At 72.6% G+C, this 24,088-nt stretch carries 22 protein-coding genes; 10 read left to right on the forward strand and 12 right to left on the reverse strand.

Annotation, left to right across the window (positions count from 1 at the left end; all coding sequences use genetic code 11):
- Nucleotides 1–137 precede the first annotated feature (137 nt).
- From GWK25_RS30210 to GWK25_RS30220, 3 genes are all read left to right on the forward strand, one after another.
- Nucleotides 138–2,405, forward strand: a complete 2,268-nt coding sequence (locus GWK25_RS30210; RefSeq protein WP_215454548.1) for a PEP/pyruvate-binding domain-containing protein — start codon at nucleotides 138–140, stop codon at nucleotides 2,403–2,405.
- Nucleotides 2,405–3,289 (forward strand): hypothetical protein, encoded by an 885-nt coding sequence (locus tag GWK25_RS30215; RefSeq protein WP_215454549.1) that lies wholly within the window; start codon nucleotides 2,405–2,407, stop codon nucleotides 3,287–3,289. The genes GWK25_RS30210 and GWK25_RS30215 overlap by 1 nt, the downstream gene beginning before the upstream one ends.
- Nucleotides 3,290–3,427: 138 nt before the next feature.
- Nucleotides 3,428–4,162 carry a dual specificity protein phosphatase family protein gene (locus GWK25_RS30220; RefSeq protein ID WP_215454550.1) on the forward strand — a complete coding sequence of 245 codons (735 nt, stop codon included), beginning with the start codon at nucleotides 3,428–3,430 and terminating at the stop codon, nucleotides 4,160–4,162.
- A gap of 83 nt (nucleotides 4,163–4,245) precedes the next feature.
- Here the strand turns inward: GWK25_RS30220 and GWK25_RS30225 are convergent, their stop codons facing one another.
- The 3 genes from GWK25_RS30225 to GWK25_RS30235 all read right to left on the reverse strand — a co-directional run bounded on the left by GWK25_RS30225 (nucleotide 4,246) and on the right by GWK25_RS30235 (nucleotide 6,295).
- Nucleotides 4,246–5,061 carry an SAM-dependent methyltransferase gene (locus GWK25_RS30225; protein ID WP_215454551.1) on the reverse strand — a complete coding sequence of 272 codons (816 nt, stop codon included), beginning with the start codon at nucleotides 5,059–5,061 and terminating at the stop codon, nucleotides 4,246–4,248.
- A 79-nt stretch (nucleotides 5,062–5,140) separates the two neighbouring features.
- Nucleotides 5,141–5,425 carry a DUF397 domain-containing protein gene (locus tag GWK25_RS30230; protein WP_215454552.1) on the reverse strand — a complete coding sequence of 95 codons (285 nt, stop codon included), beginning with the start codon at nucleotides 5,423–5,425 and terminating at the stop codon, nucleotides 5,141–5,143.
- Nucleotides 5,426–5,434: 9 nt separating this feature from the next.
- A complete protein-coding gene (locus tag GWK25_RS30235; protein ID WP_215454553.1) occupies nucleotides 5,435–6,295 on the reverse strand; it encodes a helix-turn-helix transcriptional regulator in 861 nt (286 codons plus the stop codon).
- Nucleotides 6,296–6,544: 249 nt separating this feature from the next.
- Between GWK25_RS30235 and GWK25_RS30240 the strand changes: the two genes are divergently transcribed.
- From GWK25_RS30240 to GWK25_RS30250, 3 genes are all read left to right on the forward strand, one after another.
- Entirely contained in the window at nucleotides 6,545–7,330 is a 786-nt protein-coding gene (locus GWK25_RS30240) for an ATP-binding protein (RefSeq protein WP_251829100.1), read from the forward strand.
- Nucleotides 7,321–7,788 (forward strand): hypothetical protein, encoded by a 468-nt coding sequence (locus GWK25_RS30245; RefSeq protein ID WP_215454555.1) that lies wholly within the window; start codon nucleotides 7,321–7,323, stop codon nucleotides 7,786–7,788. Before GWK25_RS30240 ends, GWK25_RS30245 begins: the two co-directional genes overlap by 10 nt.
- Before the next feature lie 284 nt (nucleotides 7,789–8,072).
- Complete coding sequence (locus tag GWK25_RS30250) at nucleotides 8,073–10,046, forward strand: ABC transporter ATP-binding protein (RefSeq protein WP_215454556.1); 1,974 nt, start codon at nucleotides 8,073–8,075, stop codon at nucleotides 10,044–10,046.
- Nucleotides 10,047–10,049: 3 nt separating this feature from the next.
- Here the strand turns inward: GWK25_RS30250 and GWK25_RS30255 are convergent, their stop codons facing one another.
- The 4 genes from GWK25_RS30255 to GWK25_RS30270 form a co-directional block, all read right to left on the reverse strand.
- Nucleotides 10,050–10,235, reverse strand: a complete 186-nt coding sequence (locus GWK25_RS30255; RefSeq protein WP_045555207.1) for a hypothetical protein — start codon at nucleotides 10,233–10,235, stop codon at nucleotides 10,050–10,052.
- 398 nt (nucleotides 10,236–10,633) lie between these two features.
- Complete coding sequence (locus GWK25_RS30260) at nucleotides 10,634–12,058, reverse strand: amidohydrolase (RefSeq protein WP_215454557.1); 1,425 nt, start codon at nucleotides 12,056–12,058, stop codon at nucleotides 10,634–10,636.
- Between the two features lie 117 nt (nucleotides 12,059–12,175).
- Entirely contained in the window at nucleotides 12,176–14,164 is a 1,989-nt protein-coding gene (locus tag GWK25_RS30265; RefSeq protein WP_215454558.1) for an FUSC family protein, read from the reverse strand.
- A gap of 551 nt (nucleotides 14,165–14,715) precedes the next feature.
- Nucleotides 14,716–15,447 (reverse strand): hypothetical protein, encoded by a 732-nt coding sequence (locus GWK25_RS30270; RefSeq protein WP_184895406.1) that lies wholly within the window; start codon nucleotides 15,445–15,447, stop codon nucleotides 14,716–14,718.
- A 437-nt stretch (nucleotides 15,448–15,884) separates the two neighbouring features.
- On the opposite strand from GWK25_RS30270, the gene GWK25_RS30275 reads away from it, so the two are divergent.
- Nucleotides 15,885–16,298 (forward strand): RidA family protein, encoded by a 414-nt coding sequence (locus GWK25_RS30275; protein ID WP_215454559.1) that lies wholly within the window; start codon nucleotides 15,885–15,887, stop codon nucleotides 16,296–16,298.
- Between the two features lie 111 nt (nucleotides 16,299–16,409).
- On the opposite strand, the gene GWK25_RS30280 is transcribed toward GWK25_RS30275, so the two are convergent.
- Both GWK25_RS30280 and GWK25_RS30285 read right to left on the reverse strand, forming a co-directional pair.
- The gene (locus GWK25_RS30280; RefSeq protein WP_215454560.1) at nucleotides 16,410–17,126 is read right to left on the reverse strand and encodes an aspartate/glutamate racemase family protein; all 717 of its coding nucleotides are present in this window, start codon (nucleotides 17,124–17,126) and stop codon (nucleotides 16,410–16,412) included.
- Nucleotides 17,127–17,128: 2 nt separating this feature from the next.
- A complete protein-coding gene (locus GWK25_RS30285) occupies nucleotides 17,129–18,640 on the reverse strand; it encodes an NCS1 family nucleobase:cation symporter-1 (protein WP_308404354.1) in 1,512 nt (503 codons plus the stop codon).
- A 193-nt stretch (nucleotides 18,641–18,833) separates the two neighbouring features.
- Between GWK25_RS30285 and GWK25_RS30290 the strand changes: the two genes are divergently transcribed.
- Nucleotides 18,834–19,553: a GntR family transcriptional regulator gene (locus GWK25_RS30290; RefSeq protein WP_215454561.1), complete on the forward strand. Its 720-nt coding sequence runs from the start codon at nucleotides 18,834–18,836 to the stop codon at nucleotides 19,551–19,553.
- A gap of 72 nt (nucleotides 19,554–19,625) precedes the next feature.
- The gene (locus GWK25_RS30295) at nucleotides 19,626–21,092 is read left to right on the forward strand and encodes a LamG domain-containing protein (RefSeq protein ID WP_215454562.1); all 1,467 of its coding nucleotides are present in this window, start codon (nucleotides 19,626–19,628) and stop codon (nucleotides 21,090–21,092) included.
- 37 nt (nucleotides 21,093–21,129) lie between these two features.
- Here GWK25_RS30295 and pip read toward each other — a convergent pair whose 3' ends face one another.
- Together pip and GWK25_RS30305 are read right to left on the reverse strand one after the other, a co-directional pair.
- Nucleotides 21,130–22,092 carry a prolyl aminopeptidase gene (gene pip, locus GWK25_RS30300; protein ID WP_215454563.1) on the reverse strand — a complete coding sequence of 321 codons (963 nt, stop codon included), beginning with the start codon at nucleotides 22,090–22,092 and terminating at the stop codon, nucleotides 21,130–21,132.
- Nucleotides 22,093–22,167: 75 nt separating this feature from the next.
- Nucleotides 22,168–22,929, reverse strand: coding sequence for a uracil-DNA glycosylase (locus tag GWK25_RS30305; RefSeq protein WP_251829101.1), 762 nt, complete (start codon nucleotides 22,927–22,929; stop codon nucleotides 22,168–22,170).
- A gap of 63 nt (nucleotides 22,930–22,992) precedes the next feature.
- Between GWK25_RS30305 and GWK25_RS30310 the strand changes: the two genes are divergently transcribed.
- The gene (locus tag GWK25_RS30310) at nucleotides 22,993–23,502 is read left to right on the forward strand and encodes an RNA-binding S4 domain-containing protein (protein ID WP_184895394.1); all 510 of its coding nucleotides are present in this window, start codon (nucleotides 22,993–22,995) and stop codon (nucleotides 23,500–23,502) included.
- 13 nt (nucleotides 23,503–23,515) lie between these two features.
- Here the strand turns inward: GWK25_RS30310 and GWK25_RS30315 are convergent, their stop codons facing one another.
- Complete coding sequence (locus tag GWK25_RS30315) at nucleotides 23,516–23,980, reverse strand: DoxX family protein (protein ID WP_215454564.1); 465 nt, start codon at nucleotides 23,978–23,980, stop codon at nucleotides 23,516–23,518.
- Nucleotides 23,981–24,088 lie beyond the last annotated feature (108 nt).

Consider the following 24,088-nt stretch of genomic DNA (forward strand, 5'->3'; position numbering starts at 1 on the left):
GGAGGTACGTCACCGCTGTCGCCGCGCGGGCACCCCACAATCCGGTGGTGGCCTGCCCCCATCCTTCGTTCCGTCGTCAGGCGTAGGGTTCCTCCTTCGCGTCCCCCCTGTTGACGGCCGGTCCGGGAGGGTGCTCGATGACGGCGCTCGACGAACGTCACGGAGAACACGGAGAAGGTGCGCACGGCGGGGCGTCGCCCCGGAGCGGCGGCACCCTCGGTTCTCGCGTCGTCCCCCTGAGCCGGCCGACGGCCTCGCTGCCTCTGCTCACCGGTTCCAAGGCGGCCCACCTCGCGCGGGCGGCCCGCGCCGGGTTGCCGGTGCTGCCCGGCTTCGTGATCCCTTACGCCCCTGCGGACCCGGGCGACCTGGGGGATCCCTGCGATCTACGGGACCTGTCGCGCGCCTGGGCCGAGTTGTCCCGGCACGGGGCGCGGTCCCTGGTGGTGCGGTCCTCCTCGCCGCAGGAGGACACGGAGGAGTCCTCGTTGGCGGGACGGTTCGACTCGGTGCTCGATGTGCGGGGGTGGGAGGAGTTCCGGGCGGCTGTGCGCACGGTGCTGGGCTCGGCCCGGGGGCCCGACGGTGACAGCGCGCCGATGGCCGTGCTCGTCCAGCCGATGCTCAGGGCCCGGGTCGGGGGTGTGCTGTTCGGCGCGGACCCCGTGGCCGGGCGGACCGATCGGATGCTGGTGAGCGCGGTGCGGGGCGGGCCCGACACGTTGGTGAGCGGGGAGCAGCCCGGGACGAGTCACTGGGTGAGCCGGTGGGGGCGGCTGCTGCGGACGGAGTCGTCCGACGGCGGGGTGGTGCTCACCGGTGCCGAACTGCGTCGTCTGGCGCGACTGGCCCGGCGGGCCGCCCGGGTGTTCGGCGGGCCCCAGGACATCGAGTTCGCGTTCGACGAGGACGGACGGCTGTGGTTGCTCCAGAGCCGTCCGATCACCGCGATGGGGCCCCGTCCGCCGCGTGGTGCCCGGCTGCTCGGTCCCGGGCCGGTGGCGGAGACCCTGCCGGGGCGGTTGGAGCCGCTGGAGGAGGATCTGTGGGTGGCGCCGATGGCCCGGGGGCTCGCCGTCGCGCTCGGCCTGGGCGGGAGCGCGTCGCGTCGGCGGTTGCGGTCGGCGCCGGTGGTCGTGGCGGTCGGCGGCCGGGTCGCGGCGGACCTGCGGCTGCTGGGTGCCGTCCCGCCGAGGCATCCCTGGTTGGCGTGGCTCAATCCGGCGCCGGGGGCCCGGCGGCTGGGTGCCGCCTGGCGGGTGGGGCGGCTGACCTCGACGCTGCCGGGTCTGGCGACGGATTTGGTGGCCGACGTCGACCGGCGGCTGGTCGAGACCCCGCCGACCGGAGACCTGCCGACCGTCGAGTTGATCTCGACCCTGCGCTGGACGCGCTCGGTCCTGGTCTCGCTCCACGCCCAGGAGGCACTGGCGGGTGCCCTCCTCCCCGAGCCCCGCGTCACGGCCGCGGGTGCCGCTCTCGCGACGCTCACCGAGTCGAGGTACCGGGACCGGAGCCTGCCGGATCACCAGGTGGTGGCCGCCGAGCCCGTGGTCCTCGCCCTGACCGCTCCGAGCCTGTGGGGCGACCTGCGGCTGCCCCCGCCGGAGCCCGTCCACCGCAACGGCGCCTCCGCGACCGCCTCGGCCGGCCCCGCCCCGCACCTCTCCCCCGAAGCCGCCCTGGCACCCGCCTCCTCGCACTCCCCCTCCGCGCGCCCCGCCCCCACCGCCGACGACCGAGGCGACACCACGGCCCCCCTTCCGTCCGCGCGGCGTGCGGGGCCCGTCTCCCCGGGCGCCCTGCCACCGCGCGAGGCCCTGCGGCTGCGGGTCCGCTGGGTGCAGGAGCTGCAGGTCAGACTGGTGCGGGAGGCGGCGCGCCGGCTGCTCGTCCGGGGTGTGCTGGGTGAGGCCCGGCGGGTGGGGCTGCTGCGGTGGAAGGAGCTCGTGACCGCGCTGGAGACCGGTGGGCTGCCGGAGGACTTCGCGGAACGGCTGCCCAGGGCCGCGTCCGCTCCGCTCCCGGACCGGTTCCGGCTCGCGGAGGGCGGTGTGGTCGTCGCCGACCGCGCCTCCGGGCCGTCCGGCGCGGGAGACGGGAACGGCGGCCGGGGCGTGTCCGGCGGCCGGGGCGCGGGCACGGTGTGGGACGGCGAGGGGAGCGGTCCGCCGGACGCCGTGCTGGTGGTCCGCACGCTCGATCCGGCGCTGGCCCCGCTGCTGCCGCGCCTCACGGGGCTGGTGGCGCAGACGGGCAGCCCGTTGTCCCATCTGGCGGTGCTGGCAAGGGAGTTCGGCGTGCCGGCCGTGGTGGGCGTCGACGACGCGGTGCGCCGTTTCCCGCCGGGGACCCGGGTGACGGTCGACGGGGGCACCGGCGACGTACGGGCGGAGGGTTCGTGATGCGGCGCCTCGCCTACTTCTTCGGGGGCGCGGCGGCGGTCGGCGCGGGCGTCTACTTCGTCGTCTACCTCTACCGGTGGCAGTGGCAGCGGGCCATCCTCAGCGGGGTGCTGCTCCTGATCGTCGGGGTGCTGTTGCTGGGGCTCGTGCTGCTGGGGCGGTTGGCGCGGATCGAGAAGCGGATCAGGGAGAGCGACCGTCGGCAGCAGGACGCGCTGGCCCGGCTGCGGCAGGCGCACAGCGATGAGCGCGGCGACCGGTTCCGCTGGCTGGAGGATCCGGCGAGTCGTACGTATGTCTTCGTGCCCGTGCTGTTGATCACCGGTGTGGTGCTGTCGGGGATCGCGTGGCTGGTGCAGCGGATCGCGTCGGTCACGGCCCGGCCGACGGCGGAGCGGCACCTGGCGGGGCGGTTGGCGGTGCTCACGGCGCCCGACCCGGCGCCGGGCGTCGATCTTGAGGACTTGGCTCCGCCCGGTGGCGGCCGGGGGCGGGCGGCGCGGCTGATCACCGTGGGTGTCGGCGTCGCCCTGCTGGTCTCGCTGGTGGTCGGGCTCGCCGACCTCACGCAGACCAGGAAGGAGGAGCGGAACGGGGCGGAGGCGACGTCCGTGCTGGTGCGGGTGGACGTGCGGGGCGTTCCTCCGAGCGCCGAGCGGCAGGCCATGGCCGCGTCACAGGCCTGGGAGCGCTGCCGGAACTCGACGTCGGTGCCGCTGCGGCGGACCACGCTGGGCGAGCTCGGCGACGGGATGTTCGCGGCAGTCGTCCGACCCTCCCTGACGGATCATGACCGGCTGCGGCTGCGCGGCTGTCTGGAGGACACCGACGTGGACCGCGCGCACCTCACCGTGGTGGGCATCGGTGACGCGGACCAGCCGTGACCCTGGAGATCGACAGGTAGGACAAGATCTCCACAACTGTCATAAATGAAGTGAGGTGGCACACAAACAGACAGAACGCTTATCTCGGGCAGGCTACGATTCCGGACAGACCCCCCGTCCCCAACCCCCGGGTCATCCATGTCTGTCTCTGTCGCACCTCCGCCCGTACGCCCTGATCTCTCCGCCCCCTCCGCTCCCTCCGCCCGCCCCCGCTCACTGCGCCGCAAGGTGGTGCGCGTGCTGATCGGTGTGCTGCTCGGCTACCTCGCCTTCTGGGCGACGGGCTCCCTGGGTGTCCTGGCGATGACGTACGTGGCGCGTGAGACCACCTCGGTGCCCGAGGGGACGCGCTCGGTGAAGGGGATCCACAACTTCCAGCCCGTCGGCACGGACGGCGAGCTGTGGCGCGGGGCGGCCCCTTCCCCCGCCGGGTACCGGGCGCTCTCCGATCTCGGCTTCACCACGGTCGTCGACCTGCGCGCGGAGAAGCTGAGCGCCGCCCAGCTCGCCCTGCCGCGCGAGGCGGGCCTCGACGTCGTACGGGTGCCGATGCGGGACGGGCAGACCCCGACGCCCGAACAGGTGCGGCGTCTGCTCGACACGGTCTCCGAGAGCTCCGGGCCGGTGTTCGTGCACTGTGGCGCCGGGGTCGGCCGTACGGGGACGATGGCCGCGGCCTATCTCGTGAAGACCGGGCAGGAGGACTCGCCGGGCGCGGTCTGGCGCAACCTGTCGGTCGGACCGCCGTCGATCGAGCAGATCTACTACGGGCTGATGCTGGAGCGGGAGCGCGACACGGCGAAGCCGCCGCTGCCGGTGGTCGCGGTGAGCCGCCTCGTCGACGCGCCGCGCCGGATCTGGTCGTACGTATAGGCGGTCGCGGCAAGGCGTAGGAGTGCGCGGCGCGGGCCTCTCGGCCCGCGCCGCGCGGTCGTGCACCGGTTCCCGACGCCGCTCTACGGCTTGCGGGCCACCGCCCCGTACCCCGGGATGACCCCGTCGTCCTGGCCGGGGACGGGGTCGCCGAGGTCGGGGTGCCAGTGGTGCGGCACCTCGACGCCGGGGTCGACCAGTTCGAGGCCGTCGAAGAAGCGGGCGAACTCCTCGCGGGAGCGCAGGGCCAGGGTCACACCGGCGGCCTTGAGCTTCTCGGTGGCCGCCTTCGACTCCTCGGGGGTGAAGTCGGCGGTGGCGTGGGTGGCGACCAGATAACTGCCGGAGGGCAGTTCGGCCATCAGTCGCTGGACCAGGGCGTGCGCGCCGTCCTCGTCGGAGACGAAGTGCAGCAGCGCGATCAGCGAGAGCGCCACGGGGCTGCTGAAGTCGAGGACCTTCTCGGCGCCCTCGACGAGGGCGTGTGGGTCGCGCACGTCGGCCTGCAGATACTCGGTGCGCCCCTCCGGCGTACCGCGCAGCAGGGCCGCCGCGTGGGCCAGCACGATGGGGTCGTTGTCGCAGTAGACGACGGCGGTTTCGGGGGCGACCCGCTGGGCGATCTGGTGCAGGTTCGGCTCGGTCGGGATACCGGTGCCGATGTCGAGGAACTGGCGGACGCCGTGCTCGGCCAGCCAGCGGGTGGAGCGGTGCATGAAGGCACGGTTGACCCGCGCCATCACCGGCACGCGGGGGTCGAGGGCCAGCATCTGCCGCCCCATCGCCTCGTCGACGGGGTAGTTGTCCTTTCCGCCGAGGTACCAGTCGTACATCCGGGCGGGATGAGGTCTGCTCGTGTCGATCTCGACGGGGGGACGCCCGTTCATGACGAACTCCATAAGGTTCCGCGGCAGTAAGTGATCAATTCAGGGCCAACATAGGGGGATCGGCTGAGCAACAGGGAGGGCGCAACAGGCCTCAGGAGAGCAGGAAGTCGGCCACCCCCGCCTTGGCGCCCTGGATGAAGGCGTTCATCTCGTCGGGCGTGTAGATCAGCGCCGGTCCGTCGGGGTCGGTGGACTGCCGTACGGCGATCCGTCCGTCGGCGAGCTTCATGGCCTCCAGGCAGTTCCCTCCGTTGCCTCCGCTCCAGGGCTTGTGCCAGCCCTCGCTGCCCAGCTCCCGGGCGGGCATGCCGTTGTAGACGCGGTTGTGCGACTGCGCGCGTGTGCGCGTCTGCGACTGCGGCTTGATGAATTCCATTCGGTGTCTTCAGAGCTCCTCGCGGAGGTCCCGGAGGACCTCCTTCGTGCGTTGTGCCGTGGCGGCCTGCGCCGCCATGCGGTCCATGACCTCGAGGTGGGTCGCCACCTCGGAGCGGTCGTCCAGGTAGACGGCGCCGGTCAGGTACTCGCTGTAGACCATGTCCGGAAGCTCCGGCATGGCGAATCGGAACAGGACGAACGGCCCGTACGTGCCGGGGTGCGGTCCTGTGTCGAACGTGGCGACCTGCACCGTCACATGCGGCAGCTCCATCACCTCCAGCAGTCGGTCGATCTGGGCGCGCATGACCGCCGGGCCGCCGACGGGGCGGCGCAGGGCGGTCTCGTCCATCACGAACCACAGCCGGGGCGCACCCTCACGGGTGAGCAGTTCCTGGCGTCGCATGCGCAGGTCGACATGGCGCTCGATGTCCGCGGGCTTGGTCTGGCCGATGGCGCCCGAGGTCATGACGGAGCGCGCGTAGTCCTCGGTCTGCAGCAGCCCGGGGACGAAGTGAGGGTCGTAGCCGCGGATCAGGGAGGCCGCGCCCTCCAGGCTGACGTACATGGAGAACCAGCCCGGCAGGATGTCGTGGTAGCGCTGCCACCAGCCGGGTTTGTTGGCCTCCTCGGCGAGTTGGACGAAGGTCTCGGCCTCCTCGTCGCCGACCCCGTACGCCTTCAGCAGGAGCTGGAGGTAGGGGATCTTGAGGGCGACCTCGGCGGTCTCCATGCGGCGGACCGTGGCGGCGGTGACGTGCAGGACGCGTGCGGCGTCCTCGCGTCTGATGCCCGCGCGCTCGCGCAGGTCCAACAGACGCCGACCGAGCACGACCTGCCCGACCGTCGGCGCGGACCGCGGCTCGCTCATCTCGCCTCTCTTCCTGTGACCCTGCGCTGACCTGCGTCGATGTCCGGCCCATCCCGGTGCCGACAGATTTACGGCGCCGTTCGGAGACCTCGCGCGTCGCACGCGCCCGTGTACACATACGAACACTGTGCGTACATACGAACGTTGTGCGAGGGATTTCCAACTGGCGCCGCTACACGTGCTGTTGCGTGCAGTGTGCCACGACCGTTCAGAGAGTCACACGGCACTCTGCAATTTTCAGAGTGACACTTGCCAAGTGTTCACGGCGGGGCGATAGTGGCAAGCGTGATTCCGCCCCCTGCGCCGTTAGGAACAGACGCCGCCGGTGACCGTGTCGGTCCCGGTCCGGCCGCCGGGGCGCGCCCCGAGACAATCGCCGAGCGCCGGTTTCGATTCGAGCTGGCCGCGCACCCGGGCGCCGTGGCCCAGGCCCGGCGTGTGACCCGTACCCAGCTCACCGGCTGGGCCCTCTGCGAGGACACCTGCGACACCGCCGCCCTCGTCGTGTCCGAACTGGTGACCAACGCGATCGTGCACACCGCGAGCGCCCAGATCGTCTGCGAGCTGTCCGACGGCGACGAACTCGTGCGGATAGCGGTACGGGACGAGGGCTGTGCGCCCGGCGAGCCGCACCCCTCGCCGCAGCGGCCCGAGGAGGAACACGGCAGGGGTCTGCTCCTCATCGAGTCCCTCTGCCGCTCATGGGGTGCCCAGCCGGTCGGTCTGGGGCTCCTGGTCTGGGCGGACGTGCCGCGCGGGCTGCTCGCCCCTACGGCGGTCACGCCCGAGCCGGTCGTGGACATCACCCTGGGCGCGGGCAGGGGCCCGGACACGGCGGCCCGGTCCGATCTGGGCTGGGGCGCGAAGAAGCCGCCGGCCGAGGACCGGCCCGGTGAGGCGGAGTCCTACCGCGTCAAGGGCGTCGAGGGCCACAGGAGCGGTGCCGAGGCCGGCTGCCGCACGGGTTTCGAATGTCGTACGGAAGTCGGAGTCCGGCCCCAGGTCGGACGGCGGACGGGGGCCGAATGGGTGTGAGCGCGTCGATCGGTCCCACTCGGCCCCCCGGTGGGGGCAGAGTGGCTCGCGTGGTGAGCCTCGACACCCTGACCCGACTGCGCCGCGCCCAGCGTTCCGCCGCGCCGACCCGCCCCATCCCCCTGCCCGAGGGCATGACCGCGCCCATGGGATGCGACGCGGTCGCCGTCCCGGCCCGCTTCGGTCCGATGGTCCTGCCCCGGCTGCCCCGCGTGGGCTGCGTCTACGCCGACCGGGCGCACTGGTGGTGGATCGTGCCGGCCGACTCCGACTACGCGCTGGAGTGGCCGTCGCCGGTCCGCTACACCACCGGCGCGCTGGTCTCCGACGGTGCGGCCGCTCCCGGTCTGATCCTCAGGCCCGAGGGCACGATCCCCTATACGCCGCCGATACCGCTGTACCTGGCGCTGTGCCGGGTGACGGGGACCACGCCCACATGGTCCCGCATGACCGCGTAGGGCTCCGCCGGTCTGGGCCGCGTTCCTGGCAGGGGCTGCGCCCCTGTGCGCGGTCGGTTCGGGTGGGATCCGTCTCGGGGGCGGCTGTCCGGCTGTGGGGGCCGGTCGCGCAGTTCCCCGCGCCCCTGTGAGGGGGCCTGCGGCCCTCCACAGGGGCGCGCCGAAGGGCATCGCCCGCGCCCCTTGTGCTCCGGGTGGGTCGTGGTGGCACCGTCGTGCGCCCTGGTCGGGAGAGGAGGGTCCCGGGATAGTGGCCGTCGGCGACGACTCGGGGGAGGCCGTGAGTGCGGAAGGCGCGTGGTGGGGGCAAGCCGGAGACGTCCGAGTCGGAGAAGCTCCTCTTCGGAGGGCCGCTGCGGTACGACATGGGCTGGTCGCAGCATGCCGACGCCTTTCTGGAGCTGAACTTCCGCGCGATGATCCGGCGGCTGCCGTCGCTGCTCGCGTCGAGCTTCCGGCTGGCCTGGCAGGCGGACCGGCGGGCCGCCCGGACCGTGCTGGCCGCCGAGACGGGCCGGGGCCTCGCCCAGGCGGTGAGCCTGCTCGCGGTGAACACGATCCTGGCCCGGCTGATGGCGGACGGCACGGTCGAGGAGCGGCTGCGGGAGGCGGTCCCCGCCCTCGTCACCATCGCCGCGGTCATGCTGGTGGCCACGCTGCTGCGGGCCGCTTCGACGTACGCCACGGGCCGGCTGGAACCGAAGGTGGAGCGGGTCGCGACCGAGCTGTACCTGGAGCGGGCGGCGGCGGTGGAGCTGTCCGCGATCGAGGACGACGGCTTCCACAAGCTGCTGGACACCGCGAAGTACGGCGCCCAGTCGGCCCGCCGGATGATCAGCTACTCGGCGCGCGTGGTCAACGCGCTGATCTCGCTGATCGCGGCGGCCGGCGTGCTGACGGTGCTGCACCCGGCCCTGCTGCCGCTGCTGGTCACGATGACCCTGCCGAGCGCCTGGAGCTCCCTGACGATCGCCCGCCGCCGTTACACGTCGTTCCACGCCTGGGTGCAGCACGCGCGCGCGGGCTATCTGATCGGCTCCCTGCTGATCGAACCGGAGGCGGCCCCGGAGATCCGGGTGCACGGCGTCGGCCCGTTCCTGCTGCGCCACTACCGGTCGATGTCGGAGACCGCGGAGGCCGAGCAGGCCCGGCTGGCCCGGCTGGCGGCCCGTACGGGCCTGTACGCGGCTTTGTGGACCGGGCTGGCCACCGTGGCGACGTACGCGACGCTGGGCGGCCTGCTGCTCGCCGGCGCCATGGCCCTGTCCGTGGCGGGAACGGCGGTCCTCGCGATCCGCACGGGTTCTTCGAGCCTGGACACGCTGGTCCTCGAAGTGAACGCGCTGCACGAGGAGGCCCTCTTCGTGGGCGACATGCAGCGGCTGTACGTGGAGGCCGCCAAGCGCGCGATCCCGGAGGGCGGTGATCCGCTGCCGGAGGACCCGCGGGAGATCCGGGTGGAGAACGTGACCTTCTCCTACCCGGGGAAGGCCGGACGGCCCGCGCTCAAGGACGTCACCCTGACCGTGCCGGTCGGCAAGATCGTGGCGCTCGTCGGGGAGAACGGCTCGGGCAAGACGACCCTGGTCAAGCTGCTCGCCGGGCTGTACGCGCCCGACCAGGGCAGGATCATGTGGGACGGCGTGGACGCGGCGGGCGCCGACCGGCGGCAGCTCGCCGAGCGCATCGCGATGGTCGCGCAGGACTTCAAGCGCTGGCCCTTCACCGCCCGCGTGAACATGGCGATCGGCCGCCCGTCGGCACCGCTGACCGAGGAGCGGCTCGCGGCGTCCGTCGCGGAGGCCGGGGCGCAGGACGTGATGGACGACCTGCCGCGCGGCCTGGACACACTGCTGGGCAAGGGGTTCAGCGGCGGGCACGAGCTGTCGGGCGGGCAGTGGCAGCGTCTGGGCATCGCGCGGGCCGCGTACCGGCGCGGGCGCATCCTCATCGTGGACGAGCCGACGGCCGCCCTGGACGCGCGCGCCGAGCTGGAGGTCTTCGAGAAGATCCGCGCCCTGGCGGGCACCGGTCAGACGGTCGTCCTGATCACCCACCGGCTGGCGTCGGTCCGCCACGCCGACCTCGTGCACGTCCTCGACCAGGGGCGCCTGGTGGAGTCCGGCACCCCGGACGAACTGCTGGCCACGGGCGGGGTGTACGCCGAGCTGTACTCGCTCCAAGCCGAGCAGTTCGCGGCGCGACTGCCGGCCGAGCGTACCGCCGCGGCGAAGGTTCCCACGCCGAAGGCGGGGTGACGGTCAGGCCGACGCGGTCGCGGCGGTCTCGGCACCGCGCACGATGACCAGGAACATGTCCGTCGCGATGTCCATGACGACCTCGGCCTGCTGCCCCTCCAGGCGGGCCGCGTGCGCCAGCTCCTCCGCCGGCCACGAGCCGCGCGGTCCACCGGCGGGAAAGCGTCCCAGCACCGTTCGCCCGTTCACCCTGCACCTCCATGTCACGCTGAACCCGTGAGCCCGTAGCCCGCGGCTAGTCAGCTCGTAGATTTAAACGCCAACCATGGGGTGAACGGCTCGCGAAGTGACGGTACTGAGACGTAGTTGACACGAGGTCAACGGCGGATCGTGAGGTGCCTCTCAGAAACCACACATTCCGGTGACGGAGCGTGCCAACACTTGCACTATTTGTCACTCCTCGTAGGTGTCCCGCGTCGCGGTACGTGGTCCGCGTCGCGGTACGTGATCCGCTCGACGCCCACCGCCCGGTGACGTCGTGGTTGCGGTCCTGGTCGTGGTCGTGGTCGTGGTGGAAAGTGTTGCGGTACGACGAGTACCGGCACACCGTCCGTTTCATGCGCGCCTCGCGAGGGCGAGAATCCCGGCTACTCGGGCGGCCTGTCGTAGTCCTGGATCCGGCCCCCGTGGCTGCGGTCGGTGAGTGCGGCCAGGCGGCCCGTCATCTCCCGCACCGTCGTCGGCACGTCGACGGTGAGCAGCTCGCGGTCGCGCATCAGGACACGGCCGTCGACGATCGTGGTGGTCACGTCGGCGGAGCGGGCGCTGTGCACGAGGGTGGCGGCGAGGTCGTGCACGGGCTGGGTGTGCGGGCCGGTGAGGTCGACGAGGACGATGTCGGCCCGCCGACCGGGGGCGAGGCTGCCGATCGTCTCCCCCAGGCCCACGGCCCGGGCGCTCTGGAGCGTGGCGTGGTGCAGGGCCTGGCGGGAGGTCAGCCAGCGCGGGTCGCCCTCGGTGGCCTTCTGCACGAGGGCCGTGAGGGCCATGGCCTCCCACACGTCGAGGGAGTTGTTGGAGGCGGCGCCGTCCGTGGCGAGTCCGACGGGGACGCCGATGCGGCGCAGGGCGCGCACCGGGGTGGTGGGCCAGGCGAACTTGAGATAGCCGCGGGGCGCGGTCGCGACGGCCACCTGCCCCGTCGCCCGCTCCAGGACCGGCAGGTCGCGCTCGACGATTCCGGTGCCGTGCGCGACGAGGACGCCCGCGGGGAGGCTAAGCAGTCCGGTGCGTTCCAGGACCTCGATGGGCGTGACGCCGTGCCGGGCGAGGCTGTTGTCGGTCTGGTCGCGGCTCTCCGCGGCGTGCAGGTGCACCGGGAGGTCGTGCGCGTGGGCAAGGTCGGCGGTCGCGGCGAGGTCGGCGTCGTCGACGGTGTAGGGGGCGTGCGGGGCGAGCGCGGTGGTGATGCGACCGCTGGCCGCGCCCCGGTGCCGTAGCGCGAACTCCAGGGACTTCTCACGGCCCTCGGGCCCCTGGGAGGAGAAGAAGGCCTCCCCCAGATGCGCCCGCAGGCCGGTCTCCTCGACGACGGCGGCGACGGCGTCCATGGCGAAGTAGTGGTCGGCGAAGCAGGTCACCCCGCCGCGGATCATCTCCGCGCAGGCCAGCCGGGCCCCCAGCTCGACGTCCCGCGCCGTCAGGTTGGACTCGACGGGCCAGATGACGTCGTTGAACCACTCCTCGGCCGGCATGTCCTCCGCGATGCCGCGCAGCGCCACCATGGGCGTGTGCGTATGGCAGTTGACGAGCCCCGGCAGTGCGACCTGTCCCCGCGCGTCGATGCGTTCCGCCGTGGGGACGGGGGCCGTCTCCTCCGCCGGTCCGATGCTCGCGATCACCCCGTCCCGAACGACGATCGCGGCGTCCTCGACGAAAGCGATCCCCTCGTGCTCGTCGTGGACGAGGGCGGTGCAGCCGGTGACGACGAGATCGGCGGGGGGCGGTGCCGGGGACGAGGCCGAGGAAGGGGACGCGGAGGAGGGGGGTGAGGGCGGAGGCGGCGGCGTCATGCCGTCACCGTACGACCGGGGCGGGCTCGCCAGGAGGTGACTCGGGGATCAGGACCGGTCTTCGGGGCCGGCGCCGGGCGCCCGTCACCCCGGCCCAGACGCCACGCGGTCACGCCCTCACGCCGTCAGGCCCGGCTTCCGAATGAGGTCGGGTGCGGGCGGTGGGGCGGGGAGGCTGATGTCGACGTGCCTCCGGTGGCGGGCGAGTTCGTCGAGGAGGGCGGTGAGCCGCTCGGTGTGACGGCGGCCGAGCCGTCCCGTGTCGTCGAGGTGCACGGCACAGGCGGTGGTGGTGTCGACCAGCCGCTCGAGAACGGCGGCGATCTCGTCGGTGCCCTCGGTGTGCCGGGCCAGGGCGGGAAGTTCGGCGCCGGAGAGCGCGATCGCGGCGCGGGCCCCGGCGAGCGAGCGGTAGGCCTCGCGGCGCAGCGTCCAGCGGGCGGCCCGTTCGTCGGTCTCGCCGGGCAGGGCCGCTCCGACGGACACGGTGACACCGTTGGGCGTGGACGCGCCGCTGGACGGGGACGGCCCGCCCGCGCCAGGTCCGGCGCCCGGCGTGCGCGCCTCGTCCAGGACGTGCGCGAGATAGGCGTGCGCTGCCGTGCAAGCCTCGGTGAGCCGGGCGCGCACGCCCCCGCCGCGCTGCCCCCTCGGCATCGGCAGGTGTCCGACGATCAGGACGATGGCGCAGGCCAGCAGGGTCTCGGCGATACGGCTCCAGGAAGCCTGGGGGTCCCCGCCGACCATGACGAGGGCGAGCACCAGCACGGTGACGACCGCGGTCTGGGCGGCGAAGTGCCGGGTGGCGACGGGGATCAGCGCCCCGCTGACGGCGACCAGGGCGATCAGCCCCTCCGGCCGGGGCAGCACGGCGGCGAAGCCGGCGAAGAGCACGGCGCCGAGCACGGTCCCGGCCGCCCGGCACAGCACCCGGGACACGAGCGGCCCCAGGTCGGGCTTGACCAGGAAGACGGCGGTGGCGGGCAGCCAGTACCAGTGCTGGTGGTGCAGCGCCTGCGCCACGGCCGCGGCGGCGCCGAAGGACAGGGCGACCCGCAGCCCGTACTCGCGCCCGCCGGAGCCGAGGCCGAGCCGGACGAGCGATCCGAGAGTACGGCGGCGGGTGTGCAGGTTGTGTGGGTCGCCGCCCCGGTCGAAGGTCTCGGCGGCGCGCAGCAGCGCGTCGTCGAGGGCGCGCAGCGCGGGCGCAGAGCGTGCGGGCGCGGGCAGCGGACCGGTGGCGGTGTTGCCGCGTACGGCCGTGGCGAGCCGCCGGGGTCCTTCGGAGGCGCGGCCGACCACGGTGTCCCCGGCCCAGGCCAGCGCGGTCGCCGCCTCGGCGAGCGGGAGCGCGGCGGTGTACTGGGCGTGCAGGCGGCGTTCGGCCGACGAGCTGGCGAAGCGCCGCAGCCGGGGTCCGGCGAGGGCGTCCTGGGCGTGGTCGAGGGCGGCGGTCAGCGCGGCCCGTCGGGCGACGGCGGCGGGGGTGCCGACGGCGTCCAGGAGGGCCGCGATCGCGTCGTAGACGGCGGCCACGGCGTCCCGTTCGCCGTCGAAGCGGTAGTCGCCGGCGGTGAGGATCGCGGGGGTGGGCAGGGCGAGGCGCAGCGCGAGCAGCCATCCGGCGCCGGCGAGGTAGGCGAGCGCCCGCTCCCATCCCGGTTCCGGCAGCGGCATCCCGGCACCGATGGCGGCCGCGACCAGCAGTTGGGTGCCCGCCCCTGAGGACACGGGCCCGACCGCGCTCATCGCGCCGGCGAGCAGACCGAGCGCGGTGAGCAGCAGGGTGAGGACGACGGCTCCGGCGTACTGCCCGGCGTACGTGCCGACGAGGAGCCCCACCGCTCCGGCGAGCGCGGGCACTCCGAGCCGTTGCACGGCGGCGCGCCTGCTGCCGGGCCGGTCGTTGATGCCGGCGAGCATGGCGCCGAGTGCGGCGAGCACCCCGACGGAGGGGCGCCCCGACACCACGGCGACCAGCAGCAGCGGTCCACCGGCCAGCGCTCCCCGCAGCACCGCGTTCCAGGGAACGGGGCCCCGCTGCGCACGCAGGGCGTGGGCGAGCCAGGGCGGCAGGGCGAGGGGGGCGCGGCGGGGGCGGGACACGGGGCTCCTGTCGTCGGATGAGGGCGGGGGTGTGCCTTCGGGCGACGGTGGCCGGGGCGTTGGTGGCGTGCGTACACGTGTGCGTGTGCCCTCCACCGTAGGTCCCGGAACTGGAGGAAGTGGAACGCTCGCATTACCGCGATGTGACGATCTCTGTAGATGCCATGTTCTTTATGAACGCAATAAAGGTGGACCCGGGGGCGTAGCCGGCCCCCGGGCCCTGATATGCCGCCCCTTGGGCACGCCGCGACGGTTGAGAACCCGGGTCAGTCATCATGTCGCCGCGTCCTGCCTTTGGACCACCACGCATCGAGCTGCGCGGGCTGGACTTGAACCAGCATTTCGACGTCCGGGGCCTGGGTCCGGTCGTTGCGGCGATCGGCGGCGAATACTGAGTCTGGAGCAATAGTCTGAGATTGATCACGGCCCGTCCCTGAATTCCTGGGCGGGTACGGACCGCTCCGTCACGACAAGCCTCAGCTTCAGCTTGCGCTCCTCGCGCACCCCGCCCGGCTCACAGGCCGACCGGGGAGTTCATGAGGCTACCTGAACTATCCGAACAGGTAACCGAATACGGCGTCACCGACCCGCTGGTCGACGACGTCCACGCCGTTCGCCTCCTCCCGCGCGAACTTCACGGCCTGCTGCAACTTCTCGACGCGGTCGAGGATCTCGTTCACGCGCCGGGCGGGCAGGGCTCCGGAGAACTTCACGGTCGTCCAGTAGCCGACCGGAATGTCCTCGTAGTACACCTCCACCTGGGCGGGGTGCTTGTCGGTCGCCTCGGCCTTCACATGGTTGCGCGGTACCTTCTTCGTCCGCACCGTCCGCACGGCCTCGGTCTTCCAGGCGTCGGTGGACGGATCCTGCGCCCACGCCTCGGAGGCGTCGAGCACGGGCAGCTTCCGCACGAGCGTGTTGATCTCCCCGAGCTGCTTCTCCAGGAAGAGCAGATAGGCGACGGGCACGTCGGCGACGAGCACGCGGCCCTCGACCTTCACGTCCGCCCGCGCGGTGCAGTTGGCCCAGTCCTTGGTGGCGGTCACGTCGAACAGCCGCGTGAGAACTCCCGCCGTCTCCCGCAACACGTCCTCCGCCCGCACCTGCACCCGGGTCGACTCGGGCGGCAACTGCTCGCCCTCCTCGTCCTTCGGCTGATAGGTACGCGCGATACCGGCCAGCAACGCCGGCTTCTGCAGCCCGTGATGAGCGGCCGTCAGGTCCTGCTGGGACTTGGACTTGACGCCTTTCTCCACTGCGATGATCTGATTGAGTTTCGCCACGCGGAGGACGGTAACAGCGAAACGGGCCCCATTTCGAAGGATTATTTCGGACCGCCATTTCGCAGTGCAGTTCGACAGTGGGAGGCCTGAATGGCGGCGGAGCCCGGCGGGCGGTGGCCGAGGTGGACCCGAGGTGGAGCGGGTCCTGGGGCCGGTGTCGGTGCTGGTGGACGACGCGGGGATCGCCGAGAGGGGCTCGTGGAGCAGCGGTCCGCGTCTGCTCGGTCCACGCCGGCGCGATCCGCACCCCGACGACGGCCGGATTCGGCGACGCCCACACGGCCAGGCAGCCCTCCCCGCTTCGGGGAACCCCAGCCGGGGCCGGGGCCGGGGAGCCCGCCCTTCCGCCGAAATTCGGATGCGGCGAGGTGGACGGGAGGCGGATGATCGGCAGGTTGTCGTCCCCCGTCTTCTTCCCAGTCCTCCCGGGAGCAGTGATGATCCGGCGCACCGTCGTCCCCGGCCTCTTCTCGCCGCCCGTCTACGCGCACGCGTCCGTCGTCGAGGCCGGGACAAAGCTCGCCTTCCTCGCCGGTTCCGTCCCGCTGGACGCCGACGGGAAGCTGGTCGGGGAGGGCGATCCGGTGCGGCAGGCCGAGCAGGTGCTGGCCAACCTCGGGGAGCAACTGCGGGCGGTGGGAAGCGACTTCGAGCATGTCGCCTATACCGACGTGTACGTCGTGAGCAGCGAGCCTGCCGTCCTCGCCGCGGTCTGGGACGTCGTCGAGGCGTCCGGCCTCAGCATCGGCCCCCACTCCTCGACCCTCCTCGGTGTGGCCTGCCTCGGCTACACGGGCCAGCTGGTGGAGATCACGGCGACGGCGGTGGTCCCGGAAACCCCGGCCCCGTGAGGGGTGCGGGGAACCGCGCGACCAGCCCTCACCGAACCCGAGGCCGCCCACACGCCCGAGGAGGCACCCCCACCGAACCCAAGGCCGCCCACACGCCCGAGGAGGCACCCCCTACCGCGCCCCGGCCCCCCAGATCCTCCTCTTCGGCAGCGGCTTCGCGTAGCTCCCCGCCCGGCTGGTGGTCAGCCCCAGGGCGACCAGCGACTCGGCGAGTTTCACGGCCGCCCCCACCCCGTCGACGACCGGCACCCCCAGCTTCTCCCCCACCGTCCGCTGCAGCCCGGTCATCCCGGCGCACCCCAGGACCAGTACCTCGGCCCCGGCGTCGCGCGCCCGCCGGCCGGCCGCGAGGAAGGCCCGGGTGGTGCGGTCGGTGTCGGCGAGGTCGAGGACACCGAGCCCGGTGCCGACGATCGCGGCGCAGTTGCGGCCCACACCGGCGGTCTCCAGGCTGTCCTCGATCTGGCCGCAGGCGCGGTCCAGGGTGGTCACCACCCCGTAGCGCCGTCCGAGCAGGCAGGCGAGGTGGGCGGCGGCCTCGGTGATGTCGACGACGGGGACGTCGAGCAGTTCGCGCGCGCCCTCGCGCCCGTGTTCCCCGAAGCCGGCCATGACGACGGCGTCGTACGGCTCCTCGTGGGTCCGCAGGGTGTCGAGGACGGCGGCGGCGGAGAGGTAGCTGTCCAGCCAGCCCTCCGCGGACTCGGGACCCCAGGCGGGGGTCAGTCCGGTCACGGCGGTGCCCGGGCCTGCCGCGGCCCGGGCACCTCGCACGATCTCCTCGGTCATTCCCTGCGTCGTGTTGCAGTTCGTGACGACGATGCGCACGCTCAGCCCTCCACGGCGGAGGTCGGCGCGGACGGGACGGTCCCGGGGGAAGCGGTCGCGGAGGAGGCCGAGCCCGCGGCCCGCTCGTCCCGGCACAGCACCGCGTACAGCGCGGCGGCCAGCGCCGTGCCGATGAACCAGGAGTACGGGGCGACCGCGTGGAAGGTGCTCACCAGGGCGAGGACCGCCGAGACCGCCGCGGCCGGCAGGAACGCCCACAGTGCCTTGGGGTTGACGCCCCTGCGGTAGTAGTAGCGGGAGCCGGGTTCGGCGTTGAAGAGTTCGTCGACGTCGATGCGGCCGCGCTTGACCCAGAAGTAGTCCAGCATGATCACGCCGAACAGCGGGCCGAGGAAGGCGCCCAGACCGCCCAGGAAGTACTGGACGACGGTGGGGTTGGAGAAGAGGTTCCACGGGGTCACCACCAGCGCCGCGACCGTACTGATCATGCCGCCGACCTTGAAGGTGATCTTCTGCGGCCAGACGTTGGCGAGGTCGTAGGCCGGGGAGACGAAGTTGGCGACGATGTTGACGCCCATGGTGGCGATGGCGAAGGTCAGGGCACCCAGGACGAGGATCCAGGTGTTGCCGATCTCGGCGACGAGATGGGCCGGGTCGGTGATCGCCTTGCCGAAGACCTCGATCGAGCCGGCGGTGACGATGACGGACACCACCACGAAGGCGGTCGAGTTGATCGGCAGGCCCCAGAAGTTGCCGCGCTTGACCGTCCTGTAGTCCGGGGCGAAGCGGGAGAAGTCGCAGAAGTTCAGCATCAGCGTGCCGTAGGTGGCGAGGACCAGTCCGATCGCGCCGAACCACTGCCGCCACTGCTCGCCGACGGAGACCGGGTTCGGGGTCGAGGTGAGGGAGATGGTCCAGTCGGCCTTGGCGAGGATCCAGACGGCCAGCGCGATCATGACGACCCAGATCGCCGGGCCGCAGAAGTCCTGGAACTTGCGCACCGACTCCATGCCCTGGCTGATGATCACCGCCTGGATCAGCCAGAGGGCGATGAAGGTGATCCAGCCGAGGTGGTGCAGGCCGAGGAAGGAGTCGTGGGTCCAGGACTCCAGGCCGGGCCAGGCGGCCAGCAGCATGATGTTGACCGCGACGGACGCGAGGTAGGTCTGGATGCCGTACCACATGATGGCGATCACGGCCCGGATGACGGCCGGGATGTTGGCGCCCCAGACGCCGAAGCTGATGCGGCTGACCACGGGGAAGGGCACGCCGTGGCGCTGCCCGATCTTCCCCATCCAGTTCATCCCGACGTAGATGATCACAAAGCCGACGAGCAACGACGTGAACACCTGCCAGACGTTCATGCCGAGGACGAGCAGGCCCGCGGCGAACGTGTAGTTGCCGAGGTTGTGGACGTCGGACATCCACAGGGCGAAGAGGTCGAAGACCTTCCAGTTGCGCTTCGTCGCGGGTGCGAGGTCTTCGTTGGTGAGGCGGGGGTCGGGGACGAACGCTGTGGTGCCGGTGGCTTCGGCACTGGCTGCGAGGGACACGGGGCCTCCAGGAGCGCGGGACGGAGGATTGCTTGTGGAGGGTTGCCGCTCGATGAGGCTGCCTTTCGGTCACCCACGGCGAGCGCGTTTGGTATACCAAACTGCCGACATCGTCCTCCCGTCAACAGTTCCGACCGATGTCGCTCCCGTTAACGCTCCGTAAAACACACCCGGAGTCGGCGAAGATGACTCCATGAGCTCCACGACGAAGACCGAACCCCTGGGCGCGGTCCGCGAGCGCGTCCTGGCCACCCTGCGACAGGAGATCATCGCGGGCGGCCTCCGCCCCGGCGACCGACTGGTCGAACGGGAGCTGGCCGACCGCTTCGGCGTCTCCCGCGTGCCGGTCCGCGAGGCCATCCGCGCGCTGGTCACGGAGGGGTTCGTCCACTTCGAGACACCGCGCCGCACGGTCGTGCGGCGGCTGACCCCGAACGACGTCAAGGAGCTCTTCGAACTGCGCGAGGCCCTGGAGGTGTACGCCGCGGGGCTCGCCGCCGCCCGCGCCACCCCGGAGGATCTCGCCGAGGTCGAGCGGCTCCTCGCCGAGGCCGCCGCCGCCACCGAGGCGGAGGACGCGGAGTCGATCACGGACATCAACAGCCGGCTGCACGACCGCATCGTCGCCATGGCCGGAAACAGTCTGCTGATCGAGGCCCTCGAACCCGTCGCGGGCCGCCTGCGCTGGATGACCCGGCGCAACGAGGAGTGGCCCCAACTCCTCGTCGAGCACCGCGAGTTGTACGACGCCATCGCCTCCGGAGACCCCGGCCGCGCCCGCGCGCACGCCCTCGCCCACGTCCGGACCAACTACCGGTCGACCGTGCGGCATCTGTTCGGCGAGAACAGCGAGGACGGCCAGAACAGCGAGGACGGCGTGGACGGACGGAGGGGCGGGCCGGAATCCCGGTGAACCCCGGCCATGCCCCTGCCTACACTGCCGACCGTCAACTCGGGCATTCAGCAAGGTGGTTGGGAAGTGGGCATGGTCAGCAGACGCGGGCTGTTGGGCGGAGCGGCGTTCGTGGGCGCGGGGGTGTTCACCGGGGTGGCGCGGAGCGCGGGCACCGCGGCGGCGGACGCACCGCTCGACACTCCGTTCACCCCCGTCACCACGCCGCACCTGGTGGAGGCCGAGCGGATGGTGCACTACCAGCGGCTGCTGGCGGCGGGCCATCTGCCGGGCGGCCTCGTCGGGCACTGGCCGCTGGACGGCACGGGCGCCGACCGCTCCGGCCGCGACCACCCCCTCACCCTGGGCTCCGGCGCCTCCTGGACCACCCTCCGCGCGGGCGGCGAGCTCACCTTCGACGGCACGTCCACGGCATACGCCACGACGGCCTCCGTCCTCGACACCACGGCCCCGTTCACGGTCTCGGCCCGGGTCCGGCTCGCGGACGGCGACGCACCCGCCGATCCGGCGAACATGTACACGGCCGTCAGCCAGGACGGCACGACCGCCAGCCGTTTCCTGCTCCAGTACGACCCGGAGTTCCGGACCTGGGCGTTCAAGGTCCGCGGCGAGGACCGGAGCACCAAGGTCTCGGCCGTCGCCGGCACGGCCGCCTCGCTCGGCACGTGGACCCATCTGACCGGAGTGTGGGACGGCACCCACATCCACCTCTACGTGAACGGCGAACTCCAGGGCAGCGCCCCCACCACCCTGTCCTGGGCCTCCCCGCAGGGCTTCAACATAGGCCGGGCCAAGTGGGACGGCGCCCCGGTGAACCGCTTCAAGGGGTCGGTGGACGACGTGAGGGCGTACGGGCGGGCCCTCGACGCCGACGAGGTGTCCCTCGTCAGCGGCCGTACCGCCGCCCGGAACAACGAGTACCTGGTCGGCGCCTCGTCCACGGTCACCTGGGGCACGCCCGGCGACCTGACCGGCTGGGTGGCGCGGGCCCGCTGCTCGTCCTTCGTCACCTGGGTGCTCAGGCACACCTACGGCTGGGCCACCGCGGACTACTTCCGGCAGTACTTCGACGACGGCATCCCCGAGGCCGCCGACTACCGCGACGCCTTCGCCCGGGGCAGCGGCGGTCCCCACTTCCAGCCCGTCCGCAAGGTCGCCGACCTGCTGCCGGGCGACCTGATCGCGATCGAGTACGGCCCCGAGGTCACGGACGCCACCGGGCACATCGTGATGGTCCGCGAGGTGAAGGGCGTCTACACGGGGACCGGTGTGCAGGACGGCGAGACCCAGTACGCGATCGAGGTCATCGACATGACGTCCTCCCCGCACGGCGTGTACGGGCAGCCCAGCGCCACCACCCTCCCCGACACCCGGATGATCGGCCACGGCGAGCACCTCGAAGGCGTGGGCATCGGCCACATGATGTTCTACGCCTCGAACTCCACCGGTCTCTTCTCCCGCTACCGCTGGAGCTCCTACGGCGCCTCGTCGGACCACACCGTCGGTGCCCGGCCCGTCTCGGCGGCCCGCGTCGTCTGACGCCCGGCCGTCCCCGGCGGCCCCGGTCCCGTGGCGCTCAGCCGTTCCCGGCGTAGCGGTCCGTGGCCGCCACCAGCGTCTGCGCCATGTCCGGCGCGCCCGCGTCGTGTCCCACGTCGTCGACGAGGATCAACTCGCTGCCGGGCCAGGCGTGGTGGAGCCGCCAGACGATGCCGAGGAGGTTGCCGGGGTCGAGGCTGCCCTGGACGAGGGTGCCCGGGATGCCCTTGAGCAGCGGGGCGTCCCGCAGGACCACACCGTCCTCGCCGTCGCCGAGGAAGTGGCCGTTGCCCCAGTAGTGGGTGACGGTACGGGCGAAGCCGTAGCGGAAGACCGGGTCCTCGTATCGCGGCACGGAGCGGGGCGGCCGCGCCGCGATCGCCGTCTCCCAGTCCGTCCAGGCCCGCGCTGCCCGCGCCCGCACGGCCCCGTCGGGCGACTCGAGCAACCGGTTGTAGGCGGCCGGCAGATTCCCGTCCCGCTCCTCCTCGGGCAGCTCGGCCAGGAACCGTGCGAACGCCTCCGGGAAGAACTGCCCGAGTCCCCTGGTCAGCAGGGCGACTTCGGCGTCGGACCCGGTGGTGACACCGGTGAGGACCAGCTCCGTCACGGCCTCCGGGTGTGTCTGGGCGTACCGCAGGCCGAGCGCCGACCCCCAGGAGACACCCCACACCAGCCATCGCCCGATCCCGAGGTGCCCTCGCAGCAGCTCCAGGTCGGTGATCAGCCGATCCGTGGTGTTGACGCCCATGTCGGTCTCGTACGCGCTCGCCGGCGGTGTCGAACGCCCGCAGCCCCGCTGGTCGAGGAGCACGATCCGGTACGCCTCGGGGTCGAAGAGCCGGGGGAACCATGCGTTGGCCCCGGAGCCCGGCCCGCCGTGCAGCACGACGGCGGGCTTTCCCCGCGGGTTCCCGCAGACCTCCCAGTACACGCGGTTGCCGTCCCCGACATCGAGCATGCCGTGGTCGTACGGTTCGATCTCCGGATAGAGGGGCATTGCGTGACCCTAACCGGCGTACGCGGAGGCCGACAGCCGGTTTTCCGCAGAGGCGGGCACATCCCTCCCCCGCGCCTACGACGCGACCGCCAGCCCCGCCGACCCCGCCGCCGTCCGCAGGACGTCCCGCAGCATGGCAGGGGTCAGGCGACCGGTGAACGTGTTGCGCTGGCTGACGTGGAAGCAGCCGAAGAGGTCGAGCCCGTCGAGCGGTACGTGGGTGCCGTGCCCGAAGACGGGCCGGGGCCGGGGCACGTCCCAGCCCGCCTGGGCGAGCGCGGGCAGCGCGGCCTGCCAGCCGAAGGCACCGAGCACGACCACGGCCCGCAGCGTCGGCCGCAACAGCTCCAGCTCCCGGACCAGCCACGGCCGGCAGGTGTCGCGTTCCCCGGGCGTCGGCTTGTTGGCGGGCGGCGCGCAGTGCACGGGTGAGGTGATGCGTACGCCGTACAGCTCCAGCCCGTCGTCCACGGCGACCGCCGTGGCGCGCGAGGCCAGGCCCACGTCGTGCAGCGCCGCGTACAGCACGTCGCCCGAGCGGTCCCCGGTGAACATCCGCCCCGTCCGGTTCGCCCCGTGCGCGGCCGGCGCGAGCCCGACGATCAGCAGCGCGGCGTCGGGCGGCCCGAAGCCCGGTACCGGCCGCCCCCAGTACTCCTGGTCGGCGAACGCTGCCCGCCGGGTGCGCGCCACCTCTTCCCGCCACTCGACCAGCCGGGGACAGGCCCGGCATCCGGTGATCCGCGCGTCCAGCGCGGCCAGCCCGGTGCCCTTCCCGCCGCCCGCACCGCCTCCGCCGACCACCACGCCGCCACCATCGCTGCCGCCGCCGTCCATTCCTCCACGGTACGTCCGGTGATCGCCTCCCCCGTGCGGCGGGCCGGGAGCTAAGGTCGAGGCATGGCTTCTGAAGGTACGCAGGAGCGGGCGGAGGATCCGGCCGCGACGAGCGGGGGCTCCGACAGGTCTGCGGCGGCGTCGGCCGAGGCGGCCCGACCGGCGAGCGGCGAGAGCGTGCGCGTCGACAGCTGGATCTGGTCCGTGCGCCTGGTCAAGACCCGTTCGATGGGCGCCACCGCCTGCCGGGGCGGCCACGTCCGCGTCAACGGCGAACGCGTCAAGCCCGCGTACGCGGTGCGCGTCGGCGACGAGGTCCGACTGCGCCAGGCCGGGGGCCACGAGCGGATCGTGATCGTGCGGCGTCTGATCCGCAAGCGGGTCGGCGCGCCCGTCGCCGCCGAGTGCTACGTCGACAACTCCCCGCCGCCCCCGCCCCGCGAGGCCGTCGCCCCCGCGGGCATCCGTGACCGGGGCACGGGCCGCCCGACCAAGCGCGACCGGCGGGACATGGAGCGCCTGCGGGGCCTGGCCGAGGCGGCCAACGCCGACCGTCACCGCCGCCCCACCTGATCCGTCACGACGATCACGCCCGGCGGCCGCGCGCGAGCTTCGTCAGGCCGGTCGCGTCCTGGCGTCGCACCCAGGCGATCAGGGCGAGCGGCACGATCAGGATGAGCGGTGTCGCCGCGTACTGTCCGTCGAAGGCGGTGATCTGCGTGATGAACGCCCCCACCATCAGGGCGCTCAGCGACACCGCCGCGACCGGAGCCAGTACGGGGATCAACAGCCCGACGGCGCCCGCCAGTTCGAGCAGGCCGATGGTGTACATCCCCGCGCTGCCCCAGCCGAGCGTGTCGAAGGACTCGACGGCCGACGGGTGTGCGATCAGCTTGGGCAGCGCGCTCGCGAACCCGTAGAACAGCGCGAGCGCGATCTGCAGCGCGCGCAGCGAGATGCGCGCGCCCTTGCCGCGCGCGGTGGCCTCGGGCGCTGTGACCTCGGGCGCTGTGGCCTCGGGACGGACGACGGGAGCGGTGGTCTCGGACATGGGATCTCCTGTGTGAAGCGGTTCCGTGTGCGCTGTCACAGAGGTAGACCGGGCCCCTCCCCCGAACTCATCGCCGCCCGACCGGAATTCACGCCGAGATTCCCACCC

The sequence above is a fragment of the Streptomyces sp. ATCC 21386 genome (assembly GCF_018728545.1).
Taxonomy (GTDB): domain Bacteria; phylum Actinomycetota; class Actinomycetes; order Streptomycetales; family Streptomycetaceae; genus Streptomyces.

Coding starts and splice junctions, on each gene's coding strand:
- GWK25_RS30210 (WP_215454548.1), top strand. CDS start 138: ATGACGGCGCTCGACGAACGTCACGGAGAACACGGAGAAGGTGCGCAC.
- GWK25_RS30215 (WP_215454549.1), top strand. CDS start 2,405: ATGCGGCGCCTCGCCTACTTCTTCGGGGGCGCGGCGGCGGTCGGCGCG.
- GWK25_RS30220 (WP_215454550.1), top strand. CDS start 3,428: ATGTCTGTCTCTGTCGCACCTCCGCCCGTACGCCCTGATCTCTCCGCC.
- GWK25_RS30225 (WP_215454551.1), bottom strand. CDS start 5,061: ATGGAGTTCGTCATGAACGGGCGTCCCCCCGTCGAGATCGACACGAGC.
- GWK25_RS30230 (WP_215454552.1), bottom strand. CDS start 5,425: ATGGAATTCATCAAGCCGCAGTCGCAGACGCGCACACGCGCGCAGTCG.
- GWK25_RS30235 (WP_215454553.1), bottom strand. CDS start 6,295: ATGAGCGAGCCGCGGTCCGCGCCGACGGTCGGGCAGGTCGTGCTCGGT.
- GWK25_RS30245 (WP_215454555.1), top strand. CDS start 7,321: ATGGGTGTGAGCGCGTCGATCGGTCCCACTCGGCCCCCCGGTGGGGGC.
- GWK25_RS30260 (WP_215454557.1), bottom strand. CDS start 12,058: ATGACGCCGCCGCCTCCGCCCTCACCCCCCTCCTCCGCGTCCCCTTCC.
- GWK25_RS30275 (WP_215454559.1), top strand. CDS start 15,885: ATGATCCGGCGCACCGTCGTCCCCGGCCTCTTCTCGCCGCCCGTCTAC.
- GWK25_RS30290 (WP_215454561.1), top strand. CDS start 18,834: ATGAGCTCCACGACGAAGACCGAACCCCTGGGCGCGGTCCGCGAGCGC.
- GWK25_RS30295 (WP_215454562.1), top strand. CDS start 19,626: ATGGTCAGCAGACGCGGGCTGTTGGGCGGAGCGGCGTTCGTGGGCGCG.
- pip (WP_215454563.1), bottom strand. CDS start 22,092: ATGCCCCTCTATCCGGAGATCGAACCGTACGACCACGGCATGCTCGAT.
- GWK25_RS30305 (WP_251829101.1), bottom strand. CDS start 22,929: ATGGACGGCGGCGGCAGCGATGGTGGCGGCGTGGTGGTCGGCGGAGGC.
- GWK25_RS30310 (WP_184895394.1), top strand. CDS start 22,993: ATGGCTTCTGAAGGTACGCAGGAGCGGGCGGAGGATCCGGCCGCGACG.
- GWK25_RS30315 (WP_215454564.1), bottom strand. CDS start 23,980: ATGTCCGAGACCACCGCTCCCGTCGTCCGTCCCGAGGCCACAGCGCCC.